At 40.1% G+C, this 20,620-nt stretch carries 20 protein-coding genes and 1 pseudogene; 15 read left to right on the forward strand and 6 right to left on the reverse strand.

Annotated elements, in window-relative coordinates; all coding sequences use genetic code 11:
- Positions 1-3 precede the first annotated feature (3 nt).
- From G2999_RS06135 to G2999_RS06185, 11 genes are all read left to right on the forward strand, one after another.
- Complete coding sequence (locus G2999_RS06135; protein ID WP_010179800.1) at positions 4-1,212, forward strand: NADH:ubiquinone reductase (Na(+)-transporting) subunit B; 1,209 nt, start codon at positions 4-6, stop codon at positions 1,210-1,212.
- Positions 1,202-1,972 (forward strand): Na(+)-translocating NADH-quinone reductase subunit C, encoded by a 771-nt coding sequence (locus G2999_RS06140; protein WP_010179802.1) that lies wholly within the window; start codon positions 1,202-1,204, stop codon positions 1,970-1,972. The genes G2999_RS06135 and G2999_RS06140 overlap by 11 nt, the downstream gene beginning before the upstream one ends.
- Positions 1,973-1,981: 9 nt before the next feature.
- Positions 1,982-2,614 carry an NADH:ubiquinone reductase (Na(+)-transporting) subunit D gene (locus tag G2999_RS06145; RefSeq protein WP_010179804.1) on the forward strand — a complete coding sequence of 211 codons (633 nt, stop codon included), beginning with the start codon at positions 1,982-1,984 and terminating at the stop codon, positions 2,612-2,614.
- A gap of 2 nt (positions 2,615-2,616) precedes the next feature.
- Positions 2,617-3,225 carry an NADH:ubiquinone reductase (Na(+)-transporting) subunit E gene (nqrE, locus tag G2999_RS06150; protein ID WP_010179805.1) on the forward strand — a complete coding sequence of 203 codons (609 nt, stop codon included), beginning with the start codon at positions 2,617-2,619 and terminating at the stop codon, positions 3,223-3,225.
- A gap of 19 nt (positions 3,226-3,244) precedes the next feature.
- Positions 3,245-4,477 (forward strand): NADH:ubiquinone reductase (Na(+)-transporting) subunit F, encoded by a 1,233-nt coding sequence (nqrF, locus tag G2999_RS06155; protein ID WP_010179807.1) that lies wholly within the window; start codon positions 3,245-3,247, stop codon positions 4,475-4,477.
- A 172-nt stretch (positions 4,478-4,649) separates the two neighbouring features.
- Positions 4,650-5,663: an FAD:protein FMN transferase gene (locus G2999_RS06160; protein ID WP_010179808.1), complete on the forward strand. Its 1,014-nt coding sequence runs from the start codon at positions 4,650-4,652 to the stop codon at positions 5,661-5,663.
- A gap of 7 nt (positions 5,664-5,670) precedes the next feature.
- Positions 5,671-5,904: a (Na+)-NQR maturation NqrM gene (gene nqrM / locus G2999_RS06165; protein ID WP_010179809.1), complete on the forward strand. Its 234-nt coding sequence runs from the start codon at positions 5,671-5,673 to the stop codon at positions 5,902-5,904.
- A 69-nt stretch (positions 5,905-5,973) separates the two neighbouring features.
- Positions 5,974-7,059, forward strand: coding sequence for a DNA polymerase IV (dinB, locus tag G2999_RS06170; RefSeq protein ID WP_010179810.1), 1,086 nt, complete (start codon positions 5,974-5,976; stop codon positions 7,057-7,059).
- 40 nt (positions 7,060-7,099) lie between these two features.
- Positions 7,100-8,071, forward strand: a complete 972-nt coding sequence (locus G2999_RS06175) for an aldo/keto reductase family oxidoreductase (RefSeq protein WP_010179811.1) — start codon at positions 7,100-7,102, stop codon at positions 8,069-8,071.
- Between the two features lie 234 nt (positions 8,072-8,305).
- Positions 8,306-9,910, forward strand: coding sequence for a phosphoenolpyruvate carboxykinase (ATP) (gene pckA / locus G2999_RS06180; RefSeq protein ID WP_010179812.1), 1,605 nt, complete (start codon positions 8,306-8,308; stop codon positions 9,908-9,910).
- A 125-nt stretch (positions 9,911-10,035) separates the two neighbouring features.
- Positions 10,036-10,938, forward strand: coding sequence for an MBL fold metallo-hydrolase (locus G2999_RS06185; RefSeq protein ID WP_010179813.1), 903 nt, complete (start codon positions 10,036-10,038; stop codon positions 10,936-10,938).
- 3 nt (positions 10,939-10,941) lie between these two features.
- On the opposite strand, the gene G2999_RS06190 is transcribed toward G2999_RS06185, so the two are convergent.
- On the reverse strand, positions 10,942-11,940 hold the full coding sequence (locus G2999_RS06190; RefSeq protein ID WP_010179814.1) for a serine/threonine dehydratase: 999 nt from the start codon (positions 11,938-11,940) through the stop codon (positions 10,942-10,944).
- 115 nt (positions 11,941-12,055) lie between these two features.
- Positions 12,056-14,269 (reverse strand): S9 family peptidase, encoded by a 2,214-nt coding sequence (locus G2999_RS06195; protein WP_029257421.1) that lies wholly within the window; start codon positions 14,267-14,269, stop codon positions 12,056-12,058.
- Between the two features lie 82 nt (positions 14,270-14,351).
- Here G2999_RS06195 and G2999_RS06200 point away from each other — a divergent pair, with 82 nt between their 5' ends.
- From G2999_RS06200 to G2999_RS06215, 4 genes are read left to right on the forward strand one after another with little or no spacing between them, the layout of a single operon-like run.
- The gene (locus G2999_RS06200) at positions 14,352-14,984 is read left to right on the forward strand and encodes an NAD(P)H-binding protein (RefSeq protein ID WP_010179816.1); all 633 of its coding nucleotides are present in this window, start codon (positions 14,352-14,354) and stop codon (positions 14,982-14,984) included.
- Between the two features lie 7 nt (positions 14,985-14,991).
- Complete coding sequence (locus tag G2999_RS06205; protein ID WP_010179817.1) at positions 14,992-15,735, forward strand: tRNA1(Val) (adenine(37)-N6)-methyltransferase; 744 nt, start codon at positions 14,992-14,994, stop codon at positions 15,733-15,735.
- Positions 15,735-16,118, forward strand: coding sequence for a hypothetical protein (locus G2999_RS06210; RefSeq protein WP_010179818.1), 384 nt, complete (start codon positions 15,735-15,737; stop codon positions 16,116-16,118). The genes G2999_RS06205 and G2999_RS06210 overlap by 1 nt, the downstream gene beginning before the upstream one ends.
- 56 nt (positions 16,119-16,174) lie before the next feature.
- Positions 16,175-16,690 (forward strand): YgjV family protein, encoded by a 516-nt coding sequence (locus G2999_RS06215; protein WP_010179819.1) that lies wholly within the window; start codon positions 16,175-16,177, stop codon positions 16,688-16,690.
- A gap of 25 nt (positions 16,691-16,715) precedes the next feature.
- On the opposite strand, the gene G2999_RS06220 is transcribed toward G2999_RS06215, so the two are convergent.
- From G2999_RS06220 to G2999_RS06235, 4 genes and pseudogenes are all read right to left on the reverse strand, one after another.
- Positions 16,716-17,117 (reverse strand): biopolymer transporter ExbD, encoded by a 402-nt coding sequence (locus tag G2999_RS06220; protein ID WP_010179820.1) that lies wholly within the window; start codon positions 17,115-17,117, stop codon positions 16,716-16,718.
- Positions 17,118-17,244: 127 nt separating this feature from the next.
- Positions 17,245-18,039, reverse strand: a complete 795-nt coding sequence (locus G2999_RS06225) for a CLCA_X family protein (RefSeq protein ID WP_156780222.1) — start codon at positions 18,037-18,039, stop codon at positions 17,245-17,247.
- Between the two features lie 14 nt (positions 18,040-18,053).
- Positions 18,054-18,531 (reverse strand): annotated as a pseudogene (locus G2999_RS12010) (flavodoxin).
- Positions 18,532-18,665: 134 nt separating this feature from the next.
- Positions 18,666-20,591: an alkaline phosphatase family protein gene (locus G2999_RS06235; protein ID WP_156780223.1), complete on the reverse strand. Its 1,926-nt coding sequence runs from the start codon at positions 20,589-20,591 to the stop codon at positions 18,666-18,668.
- Positions 20,592-20,620 lie beyond the last annotated feature (29 nt).

A 20,620-nucleotide genomic window follows, 5' to 3' on the forward strand; every position in this document is an offset into this window, starting at 1 on the left:
GACATGGGTTTAAAAGCATTTTTAGAAAAAATCGAACCGGATTTCGAGCCGGGCGGTAAGCATGAAAAATTTTACGCGCTGTATGAAGCTGCTGCGACAATTTTTTATACCCCTGGTAAAGTTAACCCGTCTTCTACTCACGTTAAAGACAGTATCGATCTGAAACGTATTATGATCATGGTGTGGATGGCGACATTCCCAGCGATGTTTTATGGTATGTACAACATTGGCGCACAAGCACACGAAGCGATTTTAGCCGGTGCAGGTACGTTACCTGATATGTGGCAAGCAGCGTTATTTACTGCGCTAGGCGGTTCTTTAGGTACAGCTGATGTAGGTGGTTTATCGTTGTTCTTCTACGGTGCGTGTTTCTTCTTACCTATCTATGCGACAACGTTTGTTGTAGGTGGTTTCTGGGAAGTATTATTCGCCTCTGTACGTAAGCACGAAGTCAACGAAGGTTTCTTCGTTACTTCAGTACTGTTCGCATTAACATTGCCAGCGACAATTCCGCTATGGCAAGTAGCACTGGGTATCACATTTGGTGTTGTTATCGCAAAAGAAGTTTTCGGTGGTACCGGAAGAAACTTTTTAAATCCAGCATTATCAGGACGTGCGTTCTTATACTTTGCTTACCCTGCAAATATGTCAGGCGACCAAGTATGGGTAGCCGCTGATGGTTATTCTGGTGCGACCTGGTTATCACAAGCTGCAAATGGCAACATGGATTATAGCAACATGTCACTGTGGATGGATTCATTCTTCGGTAATATCCCAGGTTCTGCAGGTGAAGTATCTACCTTAGCAATTATGTTAGGTGGCTTATTCATCATCTATTTGAGAATAGCAAGTTGGCGTATCGTTTTAGGTGGCATTTTAGGTGTGGTCTTCTTATCAAGCTTACTTAATTTTATTGGTAGTGATAGTAACTCTATGATGGCAATGCCATGGTATTGGCATATGGTTATTGGTGGCATGGCGTTTGGCCTATTCTTTATGGCTACTGACCCAGTATCAGCATCATTTACTAACACTGGTAAATGGGCGTATGGTTTCTTCATCGGATTCATGACTGTTGTAGTACGTGTACTAAATCCAGCATTCCCAGAAGGCATTATGCTTGCAATTTTATTTGCTAACTTATGGGCGCCGTTATTCGATTATTTCGTCGCACAAAGTAATATTAAGCGGAGGGTCGCTCGTGTCGGCTAAAAAAGAAACTTTAGGAAAAACAGTCGGTGTTGTACTGGCTGTTTGTTTAGTCTGTTCAATCATTGTATCGGGTGCATCTGTTGGCTTACGAGCTTTACAAAATACCAATGCAGCATTGGATAAAAAATCAAACATTTTAACTGCGGCAGGTCTACTAGACCAGGCTGGCGGTGATATTTCAGGTACATATTCAAAATTCGTTGAAGAGCGTTTTGTCGATTTAAGTACCGGTGAATATGTCGCTAACCCTGCCAAGGGCACAGGTAAAGATTATAATATGTATGGTAAAGTTGCTAAGGCAGCTGAAACAAGTACTGCAGTTGAAGGTAATGTCGGTTTTTCTCGTCGTGCTAATATTGCTAACATTTACCATATTAAGGATGAAGCAGGTAATGTTTCACGTGTTATTTTACCCATCCATGGTAGTGGTTTATGGGATTTAATGTATGGCTTCTTAGCACTTGATGCTGATGGTAATACTATCCGTGAATTAGTGTATTACCAACACAAAGAAACACCAGGACTAGGTGGTGAGATTCAAAACCCAGCATGGCAAGCACTTTGGAATGGTAAGCAGTTATTTAATGATGGTGAAGTTGCTATTCAAGTTAAAAAGCAGGCTGGTAAAGATGATCCGTATGCGGTTGATGCGTTATCAGGTGCGACACTAACAAGTAATGGTGTACAAAATACGTTGTCTTATTGGGCAGGTGAGAATGGCTTCGGTCTATACTTACAACGCCAATCATGGAAATCATAGGGGGCTATCATGGCTGATATCAAAGAAATGAAAAAAGCCCTCACGGGTCCAATCATTGATTCAAACCCAATTGCATTACACGTACTAGGTATTTGTTCTGCATTGGCAATCACAACTAAGTTAGAAACTGCGTTAGTAATGTCATTAGCATTAACTACGGTAACGGCTTTTTCTAACTTATTTATCTCACTTATTCGTAATCAGATCCCGTCAAGTGTTCGTATCATCATTCAAATGACGATCATCGCTTCATTGGTAATCGTGGTTGACCAAGTGTTAAAAGCATACTCTTATGAGATATCTAAACAACTTTCGGTATTTGTTGGATTAATTATCACTAACTGTATCGTAATGGGTCGTGCAGAAGCATATGCGATGAAGTCACCTCCCATGATGAGTTTCTTAGATGGTATTGGTAATGGCTTAGGTTATTCATTTATTCTAATCGTTATTGGTACAATTAAAGAGTTATTCGGTTTCGGCACAATACTTGGTTTTGAAATCTTACCACTAGTCACCAATGGTGGTTGGTATCAGGGTAACGGTCTATTGATTTTACCATTCAGTTCATTCTTCTTGATTGGCGGTATGATTTGGTTTATCCGTACCATCCGTCCAGAACAAGTTGAGCCTAAGGATTAATCATGGAACATTATTTAGGATTATTAGTACGTTCAATTTTCGTTGAAAATATGGCGTTATCATTATTTTTAGGTATGTGTACCTTCTTAGCGGTTTCGAAGAAAGTATCTACCTCTATGGGTTTAGGTGTTGCGGTAATCGTTGTATTAGGTATTTCTGTACCTGTTAACCAAATCATCTACACGAATATCTTAGCGCCGGGTGCATTGACGTGGGCAGGTTTCCCTGATGCAGATTTAAGCTTCTTGAGTTTTTTGACGTTTATCGGTGTTATTGCCGCATTGGTTCAAATCTTAGAAATGAGTTTGGATAAGTTCTTCCCAGCGTTATATAACGCTTTAGGTATCTTCTTACCATTAATCACCGTTAACTGTGCGATATTTGGTGGTGTTGCATTTGCGGTACAGCGTGAATATAACATTACAGAAAGTATTGTGTATGGTGTTGGTAGTGGTATAGGTTGGGCTATCGCTATTGTATTATTAGCAGCGGTTCGTGAGAAGTTAAAGTATGCGGATATGCCAGATGGTATTCGTGGCTTAGGTTCTGTATTCATGATTGCTGGTTTAATGGCACTAGGTTTCCAGTCATTTACCGGTATCGCGATTTAAGCCCTAAAGGAGCAATGATATGAATCAAATTGAAATTTATTTAGGCGTAGGTATGTTCATTGCGATCGTACTCGCGTTAGTCTTCATCATCATGTTTGCCAAATCTAAATTGGTACCTGAAGGTGATGTACAAATCCTAGTTAACGGCGACCCTGAAAAAGCAATCACTGCTTCTCCAGGTGGAAAACTGTTAGGTGCGTTGGCAGATTCTGGTATTTTTGTATCGTCAGCATGTGGTGGTGGTGGTTCTTGTGGCCAATGTCACGTCCATATTAAATCTGGTGGTGGTGAAATTTTACCAACAGAGCTAGACCACATTTCTAAGCGTGATGCAAAAGACGGTTTGCGCTTATCATGTCAGGTTGCTATTAAGCAAGACATGGAAATTGAATTGCCTGAAGAAATCTTTGGTGTGAAAAAATGGGATTGTGAAGTTATTTCTAATAATAACGAAGCGACCTTCATTAAAGAACTTAAGCTAGCTATTCCTGATGGCGAAAGTGTGCCATTCCGCGCTGGTGGTTATATCCAAATTGAGGCGCCACCTCATCACATCAAATATTCTGATTTTGATGTACCTGATGAGTACCGTCCAGATTGGAACCACTTCGGCTTCTTTGATGTAGAATCAAAAGTAGACGAAGAAACGATCCGTGCATACTCGATGGCTAACTACCCAGAAGAAGAAGGCATTATTATGTTGAACGTGCGTATTGCAACGCCGCCGCCTAATAACTTAAGCCTACCTGCCGGTAAAATGTCATCGTTCATCTGGTCTTTAAAAGCAGGCGATAAAGTGACTATTTCGGGTCCATTTGGTGAGTTTTTCGCTAAAGATACTGATGCTGAAATGGTGTTTGTTGGTGGTGGTGCTGGTATGGCGCCAATGCGTTCACATATCTTTGACCAACTTCGTCGAATCAAAACTGACCGTAAAATGTCTTTCTGGTATGGTGCCCGTAGTAAGCGTGAAATGTTCTATGTAGAAGATTTCGATATGCTGGCGGCAGAAAATGATAACTTTGATTGGCATGTCGCATTATCTGACCCACAACCAGAAGATAATTGGGAAGGTGATACTGGATTTATCCACAATGTCTTATTAGAGAATTATCTGAAGGATCATCCAGCTCCAGAAGATTGTGAGTTCTATATGTGTGGTCCTCCGATGATGAATGCTGCAGTTATTAACATGCTTAAAGATTTAGGTGTGGAAGACGAAAACATCATGCTTGATGACTTCGGTGGCTAGTAAGCAGGCCAATATTTAAAAAAGGAACTTTAGAGTTCCTTTTTTTATGCCTAAGGAAAGATAAGAGACTATTAATTATGCATAAGATGAATTCTATTAGTATGAATCTTTCTGATCTCAAGACAAATTGTCGGGTATAATTAGAGTATAAATTGTAAAAGTGAGTGGCAAAATGTTACGAATAGGTTTGGTTATTTTTAGTGTATTGGTGTTATTTGGCTGCAGCAATGCAGCGACTGACCAAGAGCATTATTTTTCGGGTCAAACAATGGGGACGACATATAATGTGAAATATGTCACTAATGATCAGCTAGATCATGAACAACTAAAGCAGTCAGTAGAACAGCGTCTGATAGAAATTAATCAATTGATGTCGACGTATATCGATGATTCTGAATTATCTTTATTTAACATATCTGCTCCCAATAGCCCGTATCTATTATCACAAGAAACCGCTTTTGTCGTTGCAGAAGCCTTACGCATCGGTGCATTAAGTGAAGGTGCTCTAGATGTGACTGTTGGACCATTAGTCAATCTATGGGGTTTTGGGCCAACTAAGCGACCGGAAACTATTCCAACAGCGTCGCAAATTACCCAGGCAAAACGATTCAGTGGTTTAGATAAGCTACAGCTCAATGGACTAGAGCTAACAAAAACTGTGGATGGCTTGTACCTTGATTTATCGACAATTGCTAAAGGATATGGGGTTGATGCAATCTCACAACTATTGGCGGATGCTAAATTAGATAATTTCCTGGTAGAAATTGGTGGGGAAATGCGAGTCTCTGGTACCAAAGCTAATGGTGAAGCATGGCGGATTGCTATCGAAAAACCCGTCACGACAGAGCGTGCAGTTCAGCGCATCATTAGTGTTGGTAATCATGCTGTTGCTACATCAGGTGATTATCGTAACTATTTTGAAGAAGCTGGCGTGCGTTACTCCCATTTGATTGACCCGAACACAGGTTACCCAATCCAACATAAAACAGTGTCTGCTACTATAGTTCATCCTTCCTCGATGACCGCTGATGGATTGGCTACGGCAATGATGGTATTATCGCCAGAGCAAGCCAAAGCATTGGCAGAAAAAGAAAATTTAGCATTATTGTTGGTATTCAAAGAGGGTGATGGGTTTATTGAATATCAGTCACCGGCATTCCAACAAATAGTGACCATTATTAATTAAGGTGTCTATGAGTACATTTATTTTAGCATTTGTGTTTTTTGTAATTACGGTCACAGCAATGGCAATAGGTTATATTATTCAACGTAAAACGATCGCCGGTAGTTGTGGAGGTTTAGGTGCATTGGGTATATCTAAAGCATGTGATTGCCCGGAGCCATGTGATCGCAAAAAAGCCCGAATGGAGCGTGAGGAGAAACGCGCAGCCAAAATCAAAGAATGGGAAAAAGATAAGATCATTTAATCGGATACTTGAATAAATTACTAAAACCGTCATACTACTGGATTAATAAACAGTGTTGACGGTTTTTTTATGCGTGAACAGACCCATCGCAAAATTATTCATGTAGATATGGATTGTTTCTATGCGGCAGTGGAAATGCGAGACAATCCAGCGCTAAGAGATATACCTATTGCTATTGGTGGAAGTTCTGACCGTCGGGGAGTCATCTCAACCTGTAATTACCCTGCTAGACGCTTTGGTGTTCGTTCAGCGATGTCTACGGCACATGCTTTACGCTTATGTCCTGATTTGGTGTTATTGCCAGGTCGAATGTCTGAATATAAAGCCGTTTCTGATCACATTCGTGAAATTTTCAATCGTTACACCACGTTGATTGAACCTTTATCATGGGATGAAGCGTATTTAGATGTCACTGATTCTCCTTATTTTAATGGCTCAGCTACACGCATAGCGCAAGATATTCGTCGTGTTATTGAAGCTGAGACTGGTTTGACAGCATCTGCAGGTGTTGCACCGATAAAGTTTGTTGCTAAAGTGGCTTCTGATGAAAATAAACCGAATGGTCTATGTGTCATCACACCTCAAAAACTGGATGAGTTTGTCAGTACTATGTCGCTTCATAAAATTCCCGGTGTTGGCAAAGTCACGGTAGAGAAACTTAATCATTTAGGTTTATTTACATGCAAAGATGTCCGAGCATTTCCATTCGCACGGCTCAGTAAGCAGTTTGGTAAGTTTGGTGCATTATTGTGGAATCGATGCCATGGAATAGATGAACGCGAGGTACAAGTTCATAGAGTCAGAAAGTCTGTGGGTGTAGAGCGCACTTTGAGTGATGATATTTATGCGCGAGATGAAGTGGAAGAAGTGATTAGTTACTTATTACCAAAGCTCCAAGCACGCATAGAAACAGCTAATGTTGGTAAGCGAATTAAATCACAGGGTATTAAGTTAAAGTTTAATGATTTTCAACAAACAACGATATCGCACACTCGCCGACAATATGATGAGCATTATTTCCAAGCATTGCTAACAGAAGTGTTAACCCGCCGCAAAGAACGAGGTATTCGTTTGGTTGGGTTACATATTGGGTTATATGATCCAGAAGATATTGAGCAGTTACTTTTACCCTTACCAGAACCTGATGTATCATAACTCTATAATTTTAATAATGCTTTATTAAAGAGTCTATCTCATGAATCAAGATACTCAATCAATATACCCTTATCCTATTGCCCAACACTTACGATCACATTCTCAGCTAATCTATGGGTGCATGGGATTAGGAGGGGGATGGAATGAAAATCCGATTGCTAAGGCCGATATTAAACAGGCACAGGCTGTTATTGAAACGTGTCTTGAGCATAACATCAATATATTTGATCATGCTGATATTTATACCTTTGGTAAAGCTGAACAGGTCTTTGGTGAGGTACTCAAACAAATGCCATCTTTACGTGAGCAGATGAGTATACAAAGCAAATGTGGTATCCGTTTTGCTGATGAGTGTGGTGTAAAGCGTTATGATTTTAGTGCCACATGGATTAATCATTCAGTTGATCAGATATTAAGTCGTCTTCATATCGAACAATTAGATGTATTAATGTTACATCGACCTGACCCATTGGCTGATATGGAGGAGTTAGTAAAGACCTTATCCGCACTCCATCAATCTGGTAAAGTAAAATATATTGGTATGTCTAATATGCATGTTAGCCAGCTGAAATATTTCCAAAGCTTACTGCCATTGCCTATTATATGTAATCAAATCGAATTAAGTTTAGGTTCCCTAGGTGCCATTAATGACAGTATTGAGCCTAGTCATCACTATGATGGACTGTTCGAATACTCACAGACACAGAATATACAAATTCAAGCGTGGGGTGCATTATTTCAAGGACAATTCACTAAAGAAATAACCGATGACACTCCTATGAATGTTCGTCATACAGCTAGCTTAATAAATGACTTGGCGCAAAAATATTCGGTCAGTAAAGAAGCCATTGTATTAGCGTTTTTAACGCGACTTCCTGTTGCTATCCAACCAATAATTGGGACGACTAATTTAGAGCGGATTACTCATTGTGCGCAGGTAAATAAGTGTTTGTTAAGTCATACAGATTGGTATGCGTTATTGGAATCGGCACGCAATCACGACGTTCCATAAGTCAGTTAACGTTTCTTAATATAAATACACCTGTTAACTACCATTCATCGCGTGAATGTTTTAGCTCATTTTTATCCGATTATCGTATTATCCTCCTAATGCCCCATTGTTATTGCAGATTTTACCTTTTATTATGATTTTGTGACAAAAATAATAATAACCACATACATCATTTTAATAAACAGGAAGTCACGCAATCTAAATGTGTGATGGACAAATCCAGGAGTACCCTACATGACAATCTCCCAAGATTTGCATGCATATGGCATAACAGATGCAACAGAAGTACTACATAACCCAAGTTATGAAGTGCTCTTTAATGAAACTACGTTAAATAGCTTAACGGGTTTTGAAAAAGGAGTAGTGACTGAGAGTGGTGCAGTTGCCGTTAACACGGGTGAGTTTACTGGTCGCTCGCCAAAAGATAAATATATTGTCAAAGATGCGGTGACTGAAAATACGGTATGGTGGTCTGATCAAGGTAAAAATGATAATAAGCCCATCTCTCAAGATACCTGGATGGCTTTAAAGGACTTAGTCACTCAGCAATTATCTCAAAAACGACTGTTTGTCGTAGATACTTTTTGTGGTGCAAATGAAGATACACGTTTAAAAGTACGTTTTGTAACTGAGGTGGCATGGCAAGCACATTTTGTGACAAATATGTTTATCCGTCCAACGTCGGCAGAGCTTGAACATTACGAGCCTGATTTTGTGGTCATGAATGGTGCTAAAACAACTAATCCTAATTGGCAATCTCAAGGACTGAATTCTGAGAATTTTGTGGCATTTAATTTAACCGAAAAAATTCAATTAATTGGCGGTACCTGGTACGGCGGTGAAATGAAAAAAGGCATGTTCTCGATGATGAATTACTTGTTGCCTTTACAAGATATTGCTTCGATGCACTGTAGTGCAAATGTGGGTGAAAAAGGTGATGTAGCAATTTTCTTTGGATTATCGGGGACAGGAAAAACGACCCTATCCACGGATCCTAAGCGTGAATTAATCGGTGATGATGAGCATGGTTGGGATGATAATGGTGTCTTTAACTTTGAAGGTGGTTGTTATGCTAAAACCATCAAGCTGAGCAAAGAAAACGAACCTGATATTTATCACGCTATTCGTCGTGATGCTTTGCTAGAAAATGTGACTGTATTACCCGATGGTAAGATTGACTATGACGATGGGTCAGTCACTGAAAATACGCGTGTTTCTTACCCCATTCACCATATCGATAATATTGTTAAACCTATTTCTCGTGCAGGACATGCGAACAAAGTCATTTTCTTGACTGCTGATGCGTTTGGCGTATTGCCTGCAGTATCTAAGTTGAGTGCTGCGCAAGCACAATACTATTTCTTATCTGGTTTTACCGCGAAGCTAGCCGGAACAGAACGTGGTATTACGGAGCCTACACCGACGTTTTCGAGTTGTTTTGGTGCAGCTTTCTTAAGTTTGCATCCGACCAAGTATGCCGAAGTGCTAGAAAAACGCATGCAAGATGCTGGCGCGCAAGCTTATCTTGTTAATACAGGGTGGAACGGTACGGGAGAGCGCATTTCAATTAAAGCGACTCGCGCCATTATCGATGCTATTTTAGATGGCAGTATTGATGAAGCACCGACGGCTGACATTCCTATTTTTAACCTCACAGTGCCAACACAACTAGCAGGTGTTGAACCGCAGATCCTAGATCCACGTGGCACTTATGTTGATATGAATGAATGGACGAAAAAAGCGACGAATTTAGCGGGGTTATTTGTCGATAACTTTGCGAAGTTCACTGACACCGATAATGGTGCAGCATTGGTTGCCGCAGGTCCTACTAAATTATAATAGTTACATCGACTTATGAGCTTAACAAAGACGGATATTGTGATGATATCCGTTTTTTTTGGGTAAAAATTGGTTATTCGATCTACACTCAATATAAACCCGAAGTAAAATAAGGATTGATTCTGATGTTTAGTCATTTTTCTAATCTCCCGTCTATGTCGGTATGGGGAATATTTATCGCTTCCATATTCTCGACAAATACAGCTTTTGCCCAAGACCGGTTTGCCAAAGTGCAAATCACGACGCAAGCGATCGCGAATAATGTTTATATGTTAGTCGGCTCTGGGGGAAATATTGGGGTGAGTGCAGGGCATGATGGCATCTTAATTATTGATGATCAGTACGCACCGTTGGCACCTAAAATTCAAGCTGCATTAGGTGAGTTATCCTCAACCCAAAATACAGATGAAATAGTGCCTGTCAAATATGTAATCAATACTCATTTTCACGGCGATCATGTGGGCGGCAATGCGCATTTTCATGATAACAATGGTGCAACGATTTTTGCCCATCATAATGTTCGAGTTCGTTTGTTGGATAATGCCGCATTGTCTCAATCCTCATTACCTGTTGTGACTTATGATAATGGGATCAGCATTCATATGAATGAAGATAAGTTAAATGTCATGCATTTTGCTGGTCATACGGACGGTGATTCGGTGGTTTTATTTGAAGAAGCGAATGTCTTGCATACTGGCGATTTATTTTTTAATGGATTATTCCCATATGTGGATTTAGACAATGGCGGGAATGTACAGGCGTATATTGATAGCGTGAATGCATTAATCACCCAAATAGATGAGCAGACTAAAATCATCCCAGGCCATGGGCCTTTAGCCACCAAAGCTGATTACCAAGCTTTTGTGTCTATGATGGAAGCTACTTATAATGCTGTTAAATCTCAAAAAGCCCAAGGGATGACGTTAGCTGAGGTACTCGAGATCGGCGTAGCGGAACAATACGCTTCCTATGACTGGCGCTTTATTACCGAAGCACGCTGGTTAGCGACACTATACCATTCACAATAGCAGTTATAACATCGGTGGTTGGTTGAGGTAATCTTGGGCATAAATAGCTTGCATGCTCTGGGTGCTAATGTTGCCACCAGATAACACGACGACTACAGTTTGAGGTTGAGTTTGTTCCGATAGCCATGCGACGACGCCTGCCATGGTCATACAGCAGGTAGGTTCAATATGTAGTTTTAACAAATGATGTAACCATTGTGTCCAATAGGCTATTTGTGTTTCATTAACTTCGTAAAACCCATCTAATTGCTGTAAGAAAGTGAATGTTAAATCTCCTACTGCTGGTGTTGCAGCTCCATCTGCAAGTGTATTGGGCGTGTTTGGTAGGGTATATATGCTACCTTGTTGCAAAGAAATGGAGGCATCATTAGCATTTTCTGGTTCGACACCGATCATCAAAGCATCAGGCAGTAATGCGCGGGTTGCAAGTAATCCACCACTCGTCAAACCACCACCGCCACAAGGCGTAAAAATAGCGTTAACATCATGTTCTCGGGTTTGAGTAATCGCTTCTAATATCGCCGTACCTTGACCAGCAATGATATCAGGATGATTAAAGGGTGGGATCCATACTGTGCCGTTTGTTTGCGCCGCTAATTGAACCGCCTTATCGGCTTCAAGTCTAGTCGGATACAAATGGAGAACAGCACCATAGTCTTGTGTAGCAGCCGCTTTGACTGCTGAGATGGATTCAGTAGAGTAAATATCGACAGGGATCCCTAAAGCATTACCCGCATAAGATACCGCTTGAGCATGATTACCCGATGAATTCGCAACAATTCGCTGGGGGGTACCATGGGCGGCGACATAGTGATGAATAAAATTAGTAGCTCCTCGCAGTTTAAACGAGCCGGTGCGCTGTAAACATTCAGCCTTGAATAATATTGTATGCCCTAGCCACGCATTAAGTAATGACGAGGTGACTATAGGTGTGGCAGTGACATGATCTTTTATTCGCTGATAGGCTGCTTGTACATCGGTAAATGTAGGTAAAGTCGTCATGAAATTTCCGCATCTTTGATTTTAAGCATAAGCTACACTCATTTATAAACGATAACAATGAGTTAAAATAGAAAGCCGACAGCTCCAGTGAATAGCGAGGTCGGCTTTTGAGTGTCTATTTTAGGTAAGTATCAAAATGATGGGTAATCGTCTTGAACATATGAATTTGTGTGTTCTTACCACGAATACTGTGTTTCTTACCTGGATAGTCCATCACATGAAATAGTTTTGCATTGTCTTGCAGGTGCTTATACAGTTTTGTTGCATGCGTAAACAGTACATTATCATCGGCCATCCCATGATAAATTAACAAGTCACCTTGTAAGTTATTAGCATAGGGAAATACGGATGATGCATCGTATGCCGCTTTATCAACATTAGGGTTACCCATATAACGCTCAGTATAGTGTGTATCATATAAACGCCAGTCTGTGACCGGGGCACCAGATACGCCGACAGAAAAATATTCAGGTGCCTTAAACATCGCCATTAAGCTCATGTAACCCCCATAGCTATGGCCATATACACCAATTTTATTTGGATCGACAAACTCTAAAGTGCGTAAGAAATCAACACCTAGCTTTTGGTCCTGAACTTCAATTTCACCCATGTTTTTATAAATAGGATCTTCAAATGCTTTGCCTCGATAATTTGAACCTCGGTTATCGATACTAAATACTACGTAGCCTTGTTGCGCCCAATATTGGAACATTAATCCGCGATTTCCTCCCCAACGATTGGTAACAACTTGCGCAATAGGACCGCCATAGTGATAGACAATAACGGGGTGTTTACCAGTAATTTTTGCTGGTTTATACAAACGATAATATAAGCTTGTATCATCTTCTGTGGTTATTGTACCAAAATCAGGCGTAACCCAATTTCCATAAAATGGCTGTAGAGGGTGAGATGTATCGACGGCATTTTCATCTAACCAAGTGATAAAGCTCCCATCAGCCCGATATAAACCGGTTTGTGGTGGAGTATTAATATCTGAAAAGGTGTTAGCATAAATTGATGCGTCACGTGAAAACTGCACTGTATGGAATTTACCTGGTTGCGTAATCCGAGTCATAGACGTGGTGTTTATATCGAGTGCATATAAGTGCGCTTCTAGTGGAGTGTCTTTCCGGGCACTGATATATAACATGCCGTTAGCTTCATCGTGCGCTGCGATATCTGTGACAACATAGTCACCTTTAGTGAGCTGTTTGATCAGCTTTCCATCATTGGCGTACAGGTATAAATGAGAAAAACCATCGCGCTCAGAGCGCCAAATAAAAGCGTTTTGTTCTTTTAAAAACGTCAGGTCGTTATGTAAATTAACCCAAGTATTACTGCGCTCAGTCAAAAGCGTTTTTGTTGCTTGCTTCGATAGAGAAAAAGTATTTAATGTTAGGGTTTGTTGATCACGTGATTGCACTTGATAAGATAAGACATCAGGATTGTTAGTCCATTTCACTCTAGGTAAATAGATATCCTCTTGTTTCCCCAAATCTACTTCCACGCGCTTAGCTTGATTAATATCTTGTACAAATAGATCCACCAGTACATTAGGCGTTCCTGCTTTCGGGTATTTTTGCTCAATCATAGCAATACGTTCAGCATAAATTTCCGAACGCTTAATGATATCAACAGGGGTTTCATCGATCCGCGTAAAGGCAATATGGGCTTCATTGGGTGACCACCAGTAACCGGTTAGACGACTCATTTCTTCCTGAGCAACAAACTCAGCCATACCAAATTTTATGTTTCCACCACCGGATGTTGTAATCGCTGTTTCTGTGCCGGTAGCGATATGCATGATGACTATATTTTGGTCGCGAATAAAGGAAATGTAATTCCCTTTAGGCGAAAATTTAATATCGGTTTCAAACTCTGGTGTTGCTAGTAATCGCTGCGCTTTTTTATCGCCTAAACGATAGTAAAATGCGTCACCTGCTAACGGAAAAAGCAATGCTTTACCATCGGCAGACCATTTATAAGAGACGATCCCGGAGCCTGATAAACGCATACGCTCACGGCGTGCTTTTTCTTCATCAGAAAGATTTTCATCGCCCTGGTGTAAATCATCAGCATCAAATAACAAGCGAGAACGTTGCTCTTTGATATTATATTCCCATAGATCAAAACGATTGGTGTCAGTCTGTTTGGCACGAATAAAGGTGACACGTTGACCGTCTGGAGAGAGTTGTACCAGTCTTGGTGTTGTTCCATATAATGCTGGGGCACTGAAAATACGCTCGATGGAAAGATTTTCAGCACTGTGTACAAGGCTAGTCAACAAACTACCCAGAGTGATTATTGTTATTATTAAACTCTTTTTCATTAAATTACCATATAGTGACATGACATAGTGTAGGTAATAATTTAACATGAATGTCTTATATTTCGAAAAATAATCAAATCATATGACAGATATTCGTAAAACTGCTTGTGTCATTGGTGCGAGTGGATTAGTAGGTAAAGCGTTAGTCCAGCAGTTGTTAGTGCATCCTGGCTATAAACAAGTTACCTGTCTAGTGCGTAGACCACTCAATGCCGCTGATTATCCAGATCCTGAAGGTAAGTTACAGCCAGTGGTCATCGATTTTGATGTGCTGCAAGATTACCAAGGCTATTTTACAGTCGATCATGTGTTCTGTGCGTTGGGTACGACGATCAAAAAAGCAGGTAGTCGTGCCGCATTCCGCCGCGTCGATTTTGAATTTATTCATGTTTGCGCACAACTTGCTAGAGCTCAGCGTGCTAAAGGGTTTGTATGGGTATCGAGTGTTGGTGCCAATAAACACAGTAAAAACTTTTATTTAAAAGTAAAAGGTGAATTAGAGTCATCTATTATTTCAATGCCACAATTGCAGCATGCTGCTGCTGTGAGACCATCGCTGTTGTTAGGCCAGCGAAATGAGTATCGACGCGCCGAACAATGGGGCATTAACATTGCGAATGCATTATCGTTTTGCTTTAGAGGTCCTTTGGCCAAATATAAGCCTGTGCATGCTAGTACTGTAGCTGCTCAGATGATTACCCTTCAACCTAAATAGACATCATATGCCAGTATTGAATAGTAAGTTTTCAGGGGTGCGATTTAAGCAATTTTTGGTAGCACATGATATGTGTGCGATGAAAATAAATACGGATAGTATTATTCTGGGCAGCTGGACTAAACCTTTAGACAGTGATTTTGAAATTTTAGATATTGGTTCAGGTAGTGGTGTGCTTAGTTTAATGATGGCGCAACAATCAGCGGAGCATGCTCATATAACCGGTGTGGAAACGGATAAAAAATCGTTTGAGCAATCGATAAAAAATAGCCTCAGTACGAGGTTTAATGCAAAGATTAAGTTTGTGCAATCACGTATTCAACATTTTTATTCTTCACAACGTTATCATCTCATTATTTCAAATCCACCTCATTTTCAAAACAAATCTTCACAACACGCAATCGCGGATAAGCATTTGCATCGAATGGAAGCGCGAAGCCAAGAAACGTTATCGCCTGACGAATTATTGAAGAATGTTGATCGTTTACTCGACGCTTCTGGGCGATTTTGTTGTGTACTTCCGACCCAGATGATTATTCAGTTTGAAGGTTTAGCATTACTATATGGTCTGTATTTAAATAAACGATTAGATGTACATAGTTGTGCAAATAATATCTCTATTAGAAGTTTGTTAGAGTTCAGCTATAAAAAACACAGCCCCGCTGTTTCTAGCTTAGTTATTTATGATACACACGGCAGCTATTCAGAAGAATATAGAGCACTGTGTCACGACTTTTATGTAGGTTTCTGATGAACTCAGGACTCCTTAGTCATTGTGTGGAAAGGTGGGTTAAGTCGATTGAACTTACTTCATTTACATGGGATGGTGTGCCGGTACGAGTACCTGTTTTTTCCGTTTACGCTATCATCCAATCGCCAGTGATTACTCGTTCTGAGTATCAAAATAATAAACTTATCCCCATTATTGAACTGGATAAATATACGATCCCAATTGTTGAACCCTTTGGAGGAGTAGTGGAGCATGTTCCTAATTTTGCCGTGGTAATTTCGCAACTTGTCGACAATCAATTCGGATTATTCGCTTACCCTGCTGATCATATTGAAGATAATATCGTATTGTCTTATGCACAATGGTTAGAAACCAAGCCTAATATTCATTTTTATCAAGCATAGTATCAGTTGTACTCACTCATATTTGATGGATGAATTTAACGATATCGGAGTTGTAATTGGACATTAACTGGATTGCCGAAGCATTTGGCTTTGGTGCGATTATATTTAATATATTTGGGTATCGTAGTAACGATATGCGTCGCTACCTCATTTTATCCGGTGGCGCAATGCTGTGTTTGAGTACACATTTTTTCTTACTTGATGCGATGGCCGCTGGTATTGGCTGTGGTTTAGCAGCCATTAGAAATGCTGTTGCATTAAAAGTTAGGGGGATGAAGATATTAATTCTTTTTCTGAGTATTAATATCGGATTCTTTGTATTTGAGTGGGTTGTATTACAGCACGGTTATTTGATCATATTGGCCTATACGTCATCGATTATATTTACTGCCGGATCTATTATCTTTACTGATACTGCAGTCATGCGCCGCTGGTTTTTGTTTGCAGAAAGTATTGGGCTAGTTTATGCATTGTTGGTAGGCAGTATTTTTGGTTCGATATTTAATACTGTCAATCTCATTAGTATTGTTATAAAAATGCGTCACATAAAAAAACCACCAAACCATTGCTAGTTTGGTGGTTTATATCGATATGAAATTAGTCTTTAACTAGGACTGATACCTTGTTAATACCTGCTACTTTCGCTTGGTTCATCACCTCAACGACAATGCCATGCTCAGTATCTTCATGTGCTTGAATAGCGGCCGAGTCAGTGTTGTTTTCTGCTAAAAACGTTTGAATATTAGCGACTACTCGACGAATATCAACTTCACGTCCGTTCATTTTAATGACACCGACTTCGTCAATTTGAATTGATAAAGATTTACTGGGTTGTTGAGACTCAGTGTTATCTTTGGGACGATTCGCATCTAGTCCTTTTTCTTTTACAAATGATGTTGTCACGATAAAGAAGATTAACATGATAAAAACGATGTCTAACATCGGAGTCATATCAATCTGAGCGTCATCATCACTTGAGGTATGCTTTTTTCTTTTCATAAGTGTTTTTCATATCCTTAAAACATTTCAGACCATAGTATAAAGAATTTCTAAAAAATTGGGTAGGGCTTTTGTAAATAGAATGTGCATTTTTTTGTTTTATGGCGTGCTAAACCAAATTTTGTGATTATTTTTGTATAAAATGACCCATCGCATGGCCCAGTTGAGAAAAATATGCGGCGAATTGTTCATTTACACACTTGCGATGTGATGCCATTGGGTAGATACCTTTTGAGGCATCGTTAGATGTTTTTGTACCTTGTACAAGGAATGCATTTTTGATTGGATGGTCTTGCACAAACGATTCAAATGCTCGTGCGCATAGTTCTTCAGGTTTGGCGTAATAAAAAATTTGATGTTGTGCATCTAATGCTTTACTCCGGTGGAAATAATCGCTTGGTTGGTTGCCTGATGGGGCGAGCATAATGTGTTTGAAACAGTTAGATAACTGCAGATTTAATGGGTGAGGATAGCTGATTTGATGGTGTAAATAAGCTGCAGATGCGAATGCTGATGGTGGAACACCATTGAACATTTTGGCACCGATGTAATGGTCAAATGCATGAAACCACTCGTGAGCTAAACTGCCGGCTCCTGCATTTTTTGCCAAACTAATTTCATGTTTGATAGGCGTATAATGCGCACAGACACCTTGACGTCCTCCTTTACCAAACGCTAAACCTAAACGACCACGTAATGAAATAACCTGTTCAGGGACTTGGAGTATATCGCACAAATCATATAACGCATCAAAGAAGAGATTAGCAGCGATTTGTTGTTCAGCTGACGTGACCCATCGCCCAATTTCGATGGTACGAAAGCCAAATAATTTTAATATATCTTGGAAGCTAACATCTGCGCCGCTGCGGTGAGATTCTCCGTTACGGTAAAATTCACGGTGGATCCGAGAGGATGTCACAATAGTAATCTGCGTAGCTACAATTCAAGTTCAGCTGAGATTTGTTCACACCATTTTGCAATGCGTTCATCGGTTTCAGTGAATTGATTTTCATCATCTAATGAGAGTCCTACAAAAAATTCGCCGTCTTCAGTTAAGGCTTTTGAAGCTAAGAAATCATATCCTTCATTCGGCCAATAACCTACCATTTCAGCGCCATTAGGTACGATGACATCGTGAAGCATACCACTGCGTCTTGGACCAGTCAGCATAACCTAGTTGGTCTCCCAAACCAAAGATTGCAGCGTGTTTACCAGTGAAATCAATTGCTCCAATATCACTCCAATGTGATTCCCAGTCCTCTTGCAACTCGCCAAAATCCCAAGTAGAAATACCGAGTAATACAATATCATAGTTAGCAATATTACTGAGAGGCGTGTCTTTGATGTCAAACATAGGGATGTTTATATGAGGAGATAGTCTTTCTAGTTGTGCTTTGATTTTTTCAGCAGCCATCTCGGTATAACACGTGGTAGAGCCATAAAAAAGACCAATTGATACTTCAGACACTGCAAACACCTTTTTTAGCAAGATTTTGAATACATTAATGGTACGTATAATAACAAAAAACAGGACAAAAGCGGTAAAGCTTAATCCGCTTTAAATGTGATTTTCTTACCATGGTTGGTAACAATGCTACATGTTGTCGCATCATTTGAGGCAGTTTTGTTAGGATCTAGCGCTAGCCAACCTAATGCGGGAATATTAATTAACTCTTTTCCTTTAAAGCCTTCGGGAACTCGAGCGATAATTTTCATATCACGTCGTTTTGTGAATATATTTAAGGGGGATTTACTCGAATAGCACCACTGATTTATCTTATCTAATTTTTCTATCAGTGCAGTGGGAAAAGCATTCTTAAGTCCACTGCAGGTGAATTGGAGTATTTGCGGGGAGTTCTTTTGAAATCGTAAACGCACATCATAAACAAATGAGTAATGTACATCCCCACTAAGAATAATAAATCGGGGAGGTGTCCGTTCATGTTTAAATATATTCAATATGACATTAGCAGTGCCTTTATGGGCCATCCAATTTTCGGCATCAACAGTTAAGGCTTTCCCTATCCAAGTGAAAAAGCGCTGTATTGTTTCAATAAATTTAACGCCGTAAATGGGCGCTGCAGATACGACAATCACATCATCTTCCCCGACGAGTGATTGTTGGAACTCTACCAATGATTCCCAATCCATTAAACCAGACGGTTTATGTTTGCTTGTTTCAGAACGCCAGCGTTGTGTGCGGGTATCTAAGACTCTTACTGGAGGGCTCGTTGCTAATTGGTAATCCCAACAGGACCAATTTAATAACTTTTCACCTAACTGTGTGTGTTCAATAATTGTTGAATCGGAAAAATGCGCTACTGTCTTATTTAATAATGACTGTGTCCGCATAGGCTGATTACCCATTCCTTGACATAGCCAATAACCAATTAATGCATTAGCAATGATTCGTCTTGAGAATCCATGACCGTAAATCCCTTCTTCCCAGGCGCGAGTAAGATTCCAATCATCGGTCACATCATGATCATCAAAAATATAGTAATTAGGGATATGTGCTAAAGCACGACGAACGTTTGGTAATGTCTCGATGAAACCCTCTATTGCATCTTGCTCATGAAGATAACGCTTAAGTGAGTTTTCCGATAATTCAGGAGGCGATAAATCGATGAGTTGCCATAGTGTGTCTGACCATGTTAGTAAGTACATTCCTAAAATTTCAGCTAGACTCATTAAATGATTTTGAGCATGGACAGAAGTAAATAAAGGTTTTCGTTTGCCCGAAAAAATATTATCCAATACATCTTCGTTGGGTTGAGTATCCGGTAAAATGGATTCACGCTGATAATATAATGTCGATTGACTCAGTTTCTCATATGCTGAATCAATATCGGTGTCAGGAAAACTTTCATCCCATAATCCTAGAAGGGCGATGACTTGGTGGATGGCAAACAGCATGGGACCTGAAACATCATCAGCATATATTTGATCGCCAGTAAAGAATACGACATCAGGCGCATCTTCGGGCTGGTTAATTCCTACTTCAATGAGTCTATCTAATTGTGCCAAAGCATCTTGTTCAGGGTGATGGGGTTTACGACAAGAGCCATGCATGACATTTTTGAGCACACCGGGCACCCTAAAATGAAAATAGGCTTGCTGTTCATAACGAAGTGTAGAATGGGATTTGGCGATACTGATAAGACCATTGCTATTGGGTAGCATAATGTCATAAGCGTAATGTGCTTCGGGATCCAAAAACACACTACGGGTGTTAATTTGTAACAAATGAATATAGGCGTGTTGGCCTATTTTGATGACTTGATGAGCTAATATCTCACTATTTTGTTCCGGGAGAGTAAGTCGGTGATATTGTCCGTTTTGAACGCGATATAACAATAATTCAGGATGACAATGTTCACTCGTCACCAGCCATAATGTGAACTCAGTCGGGCTCACATGACGAAGCATTGGACCCGCTATTAGGCTAGGGAGTGTTGATGAATCATTATGCACGAGAATGTTCAATATCCATGTAAGTTGTT

Source organism: Glaciecola sp. HTCC2999, from assembly GCF_000155775.1.
GTDB lineage: Bacteria > Pseudomonadota > Gammaproteobacteria > Enterobacterales > Alteromonadaceae > Opacimonas.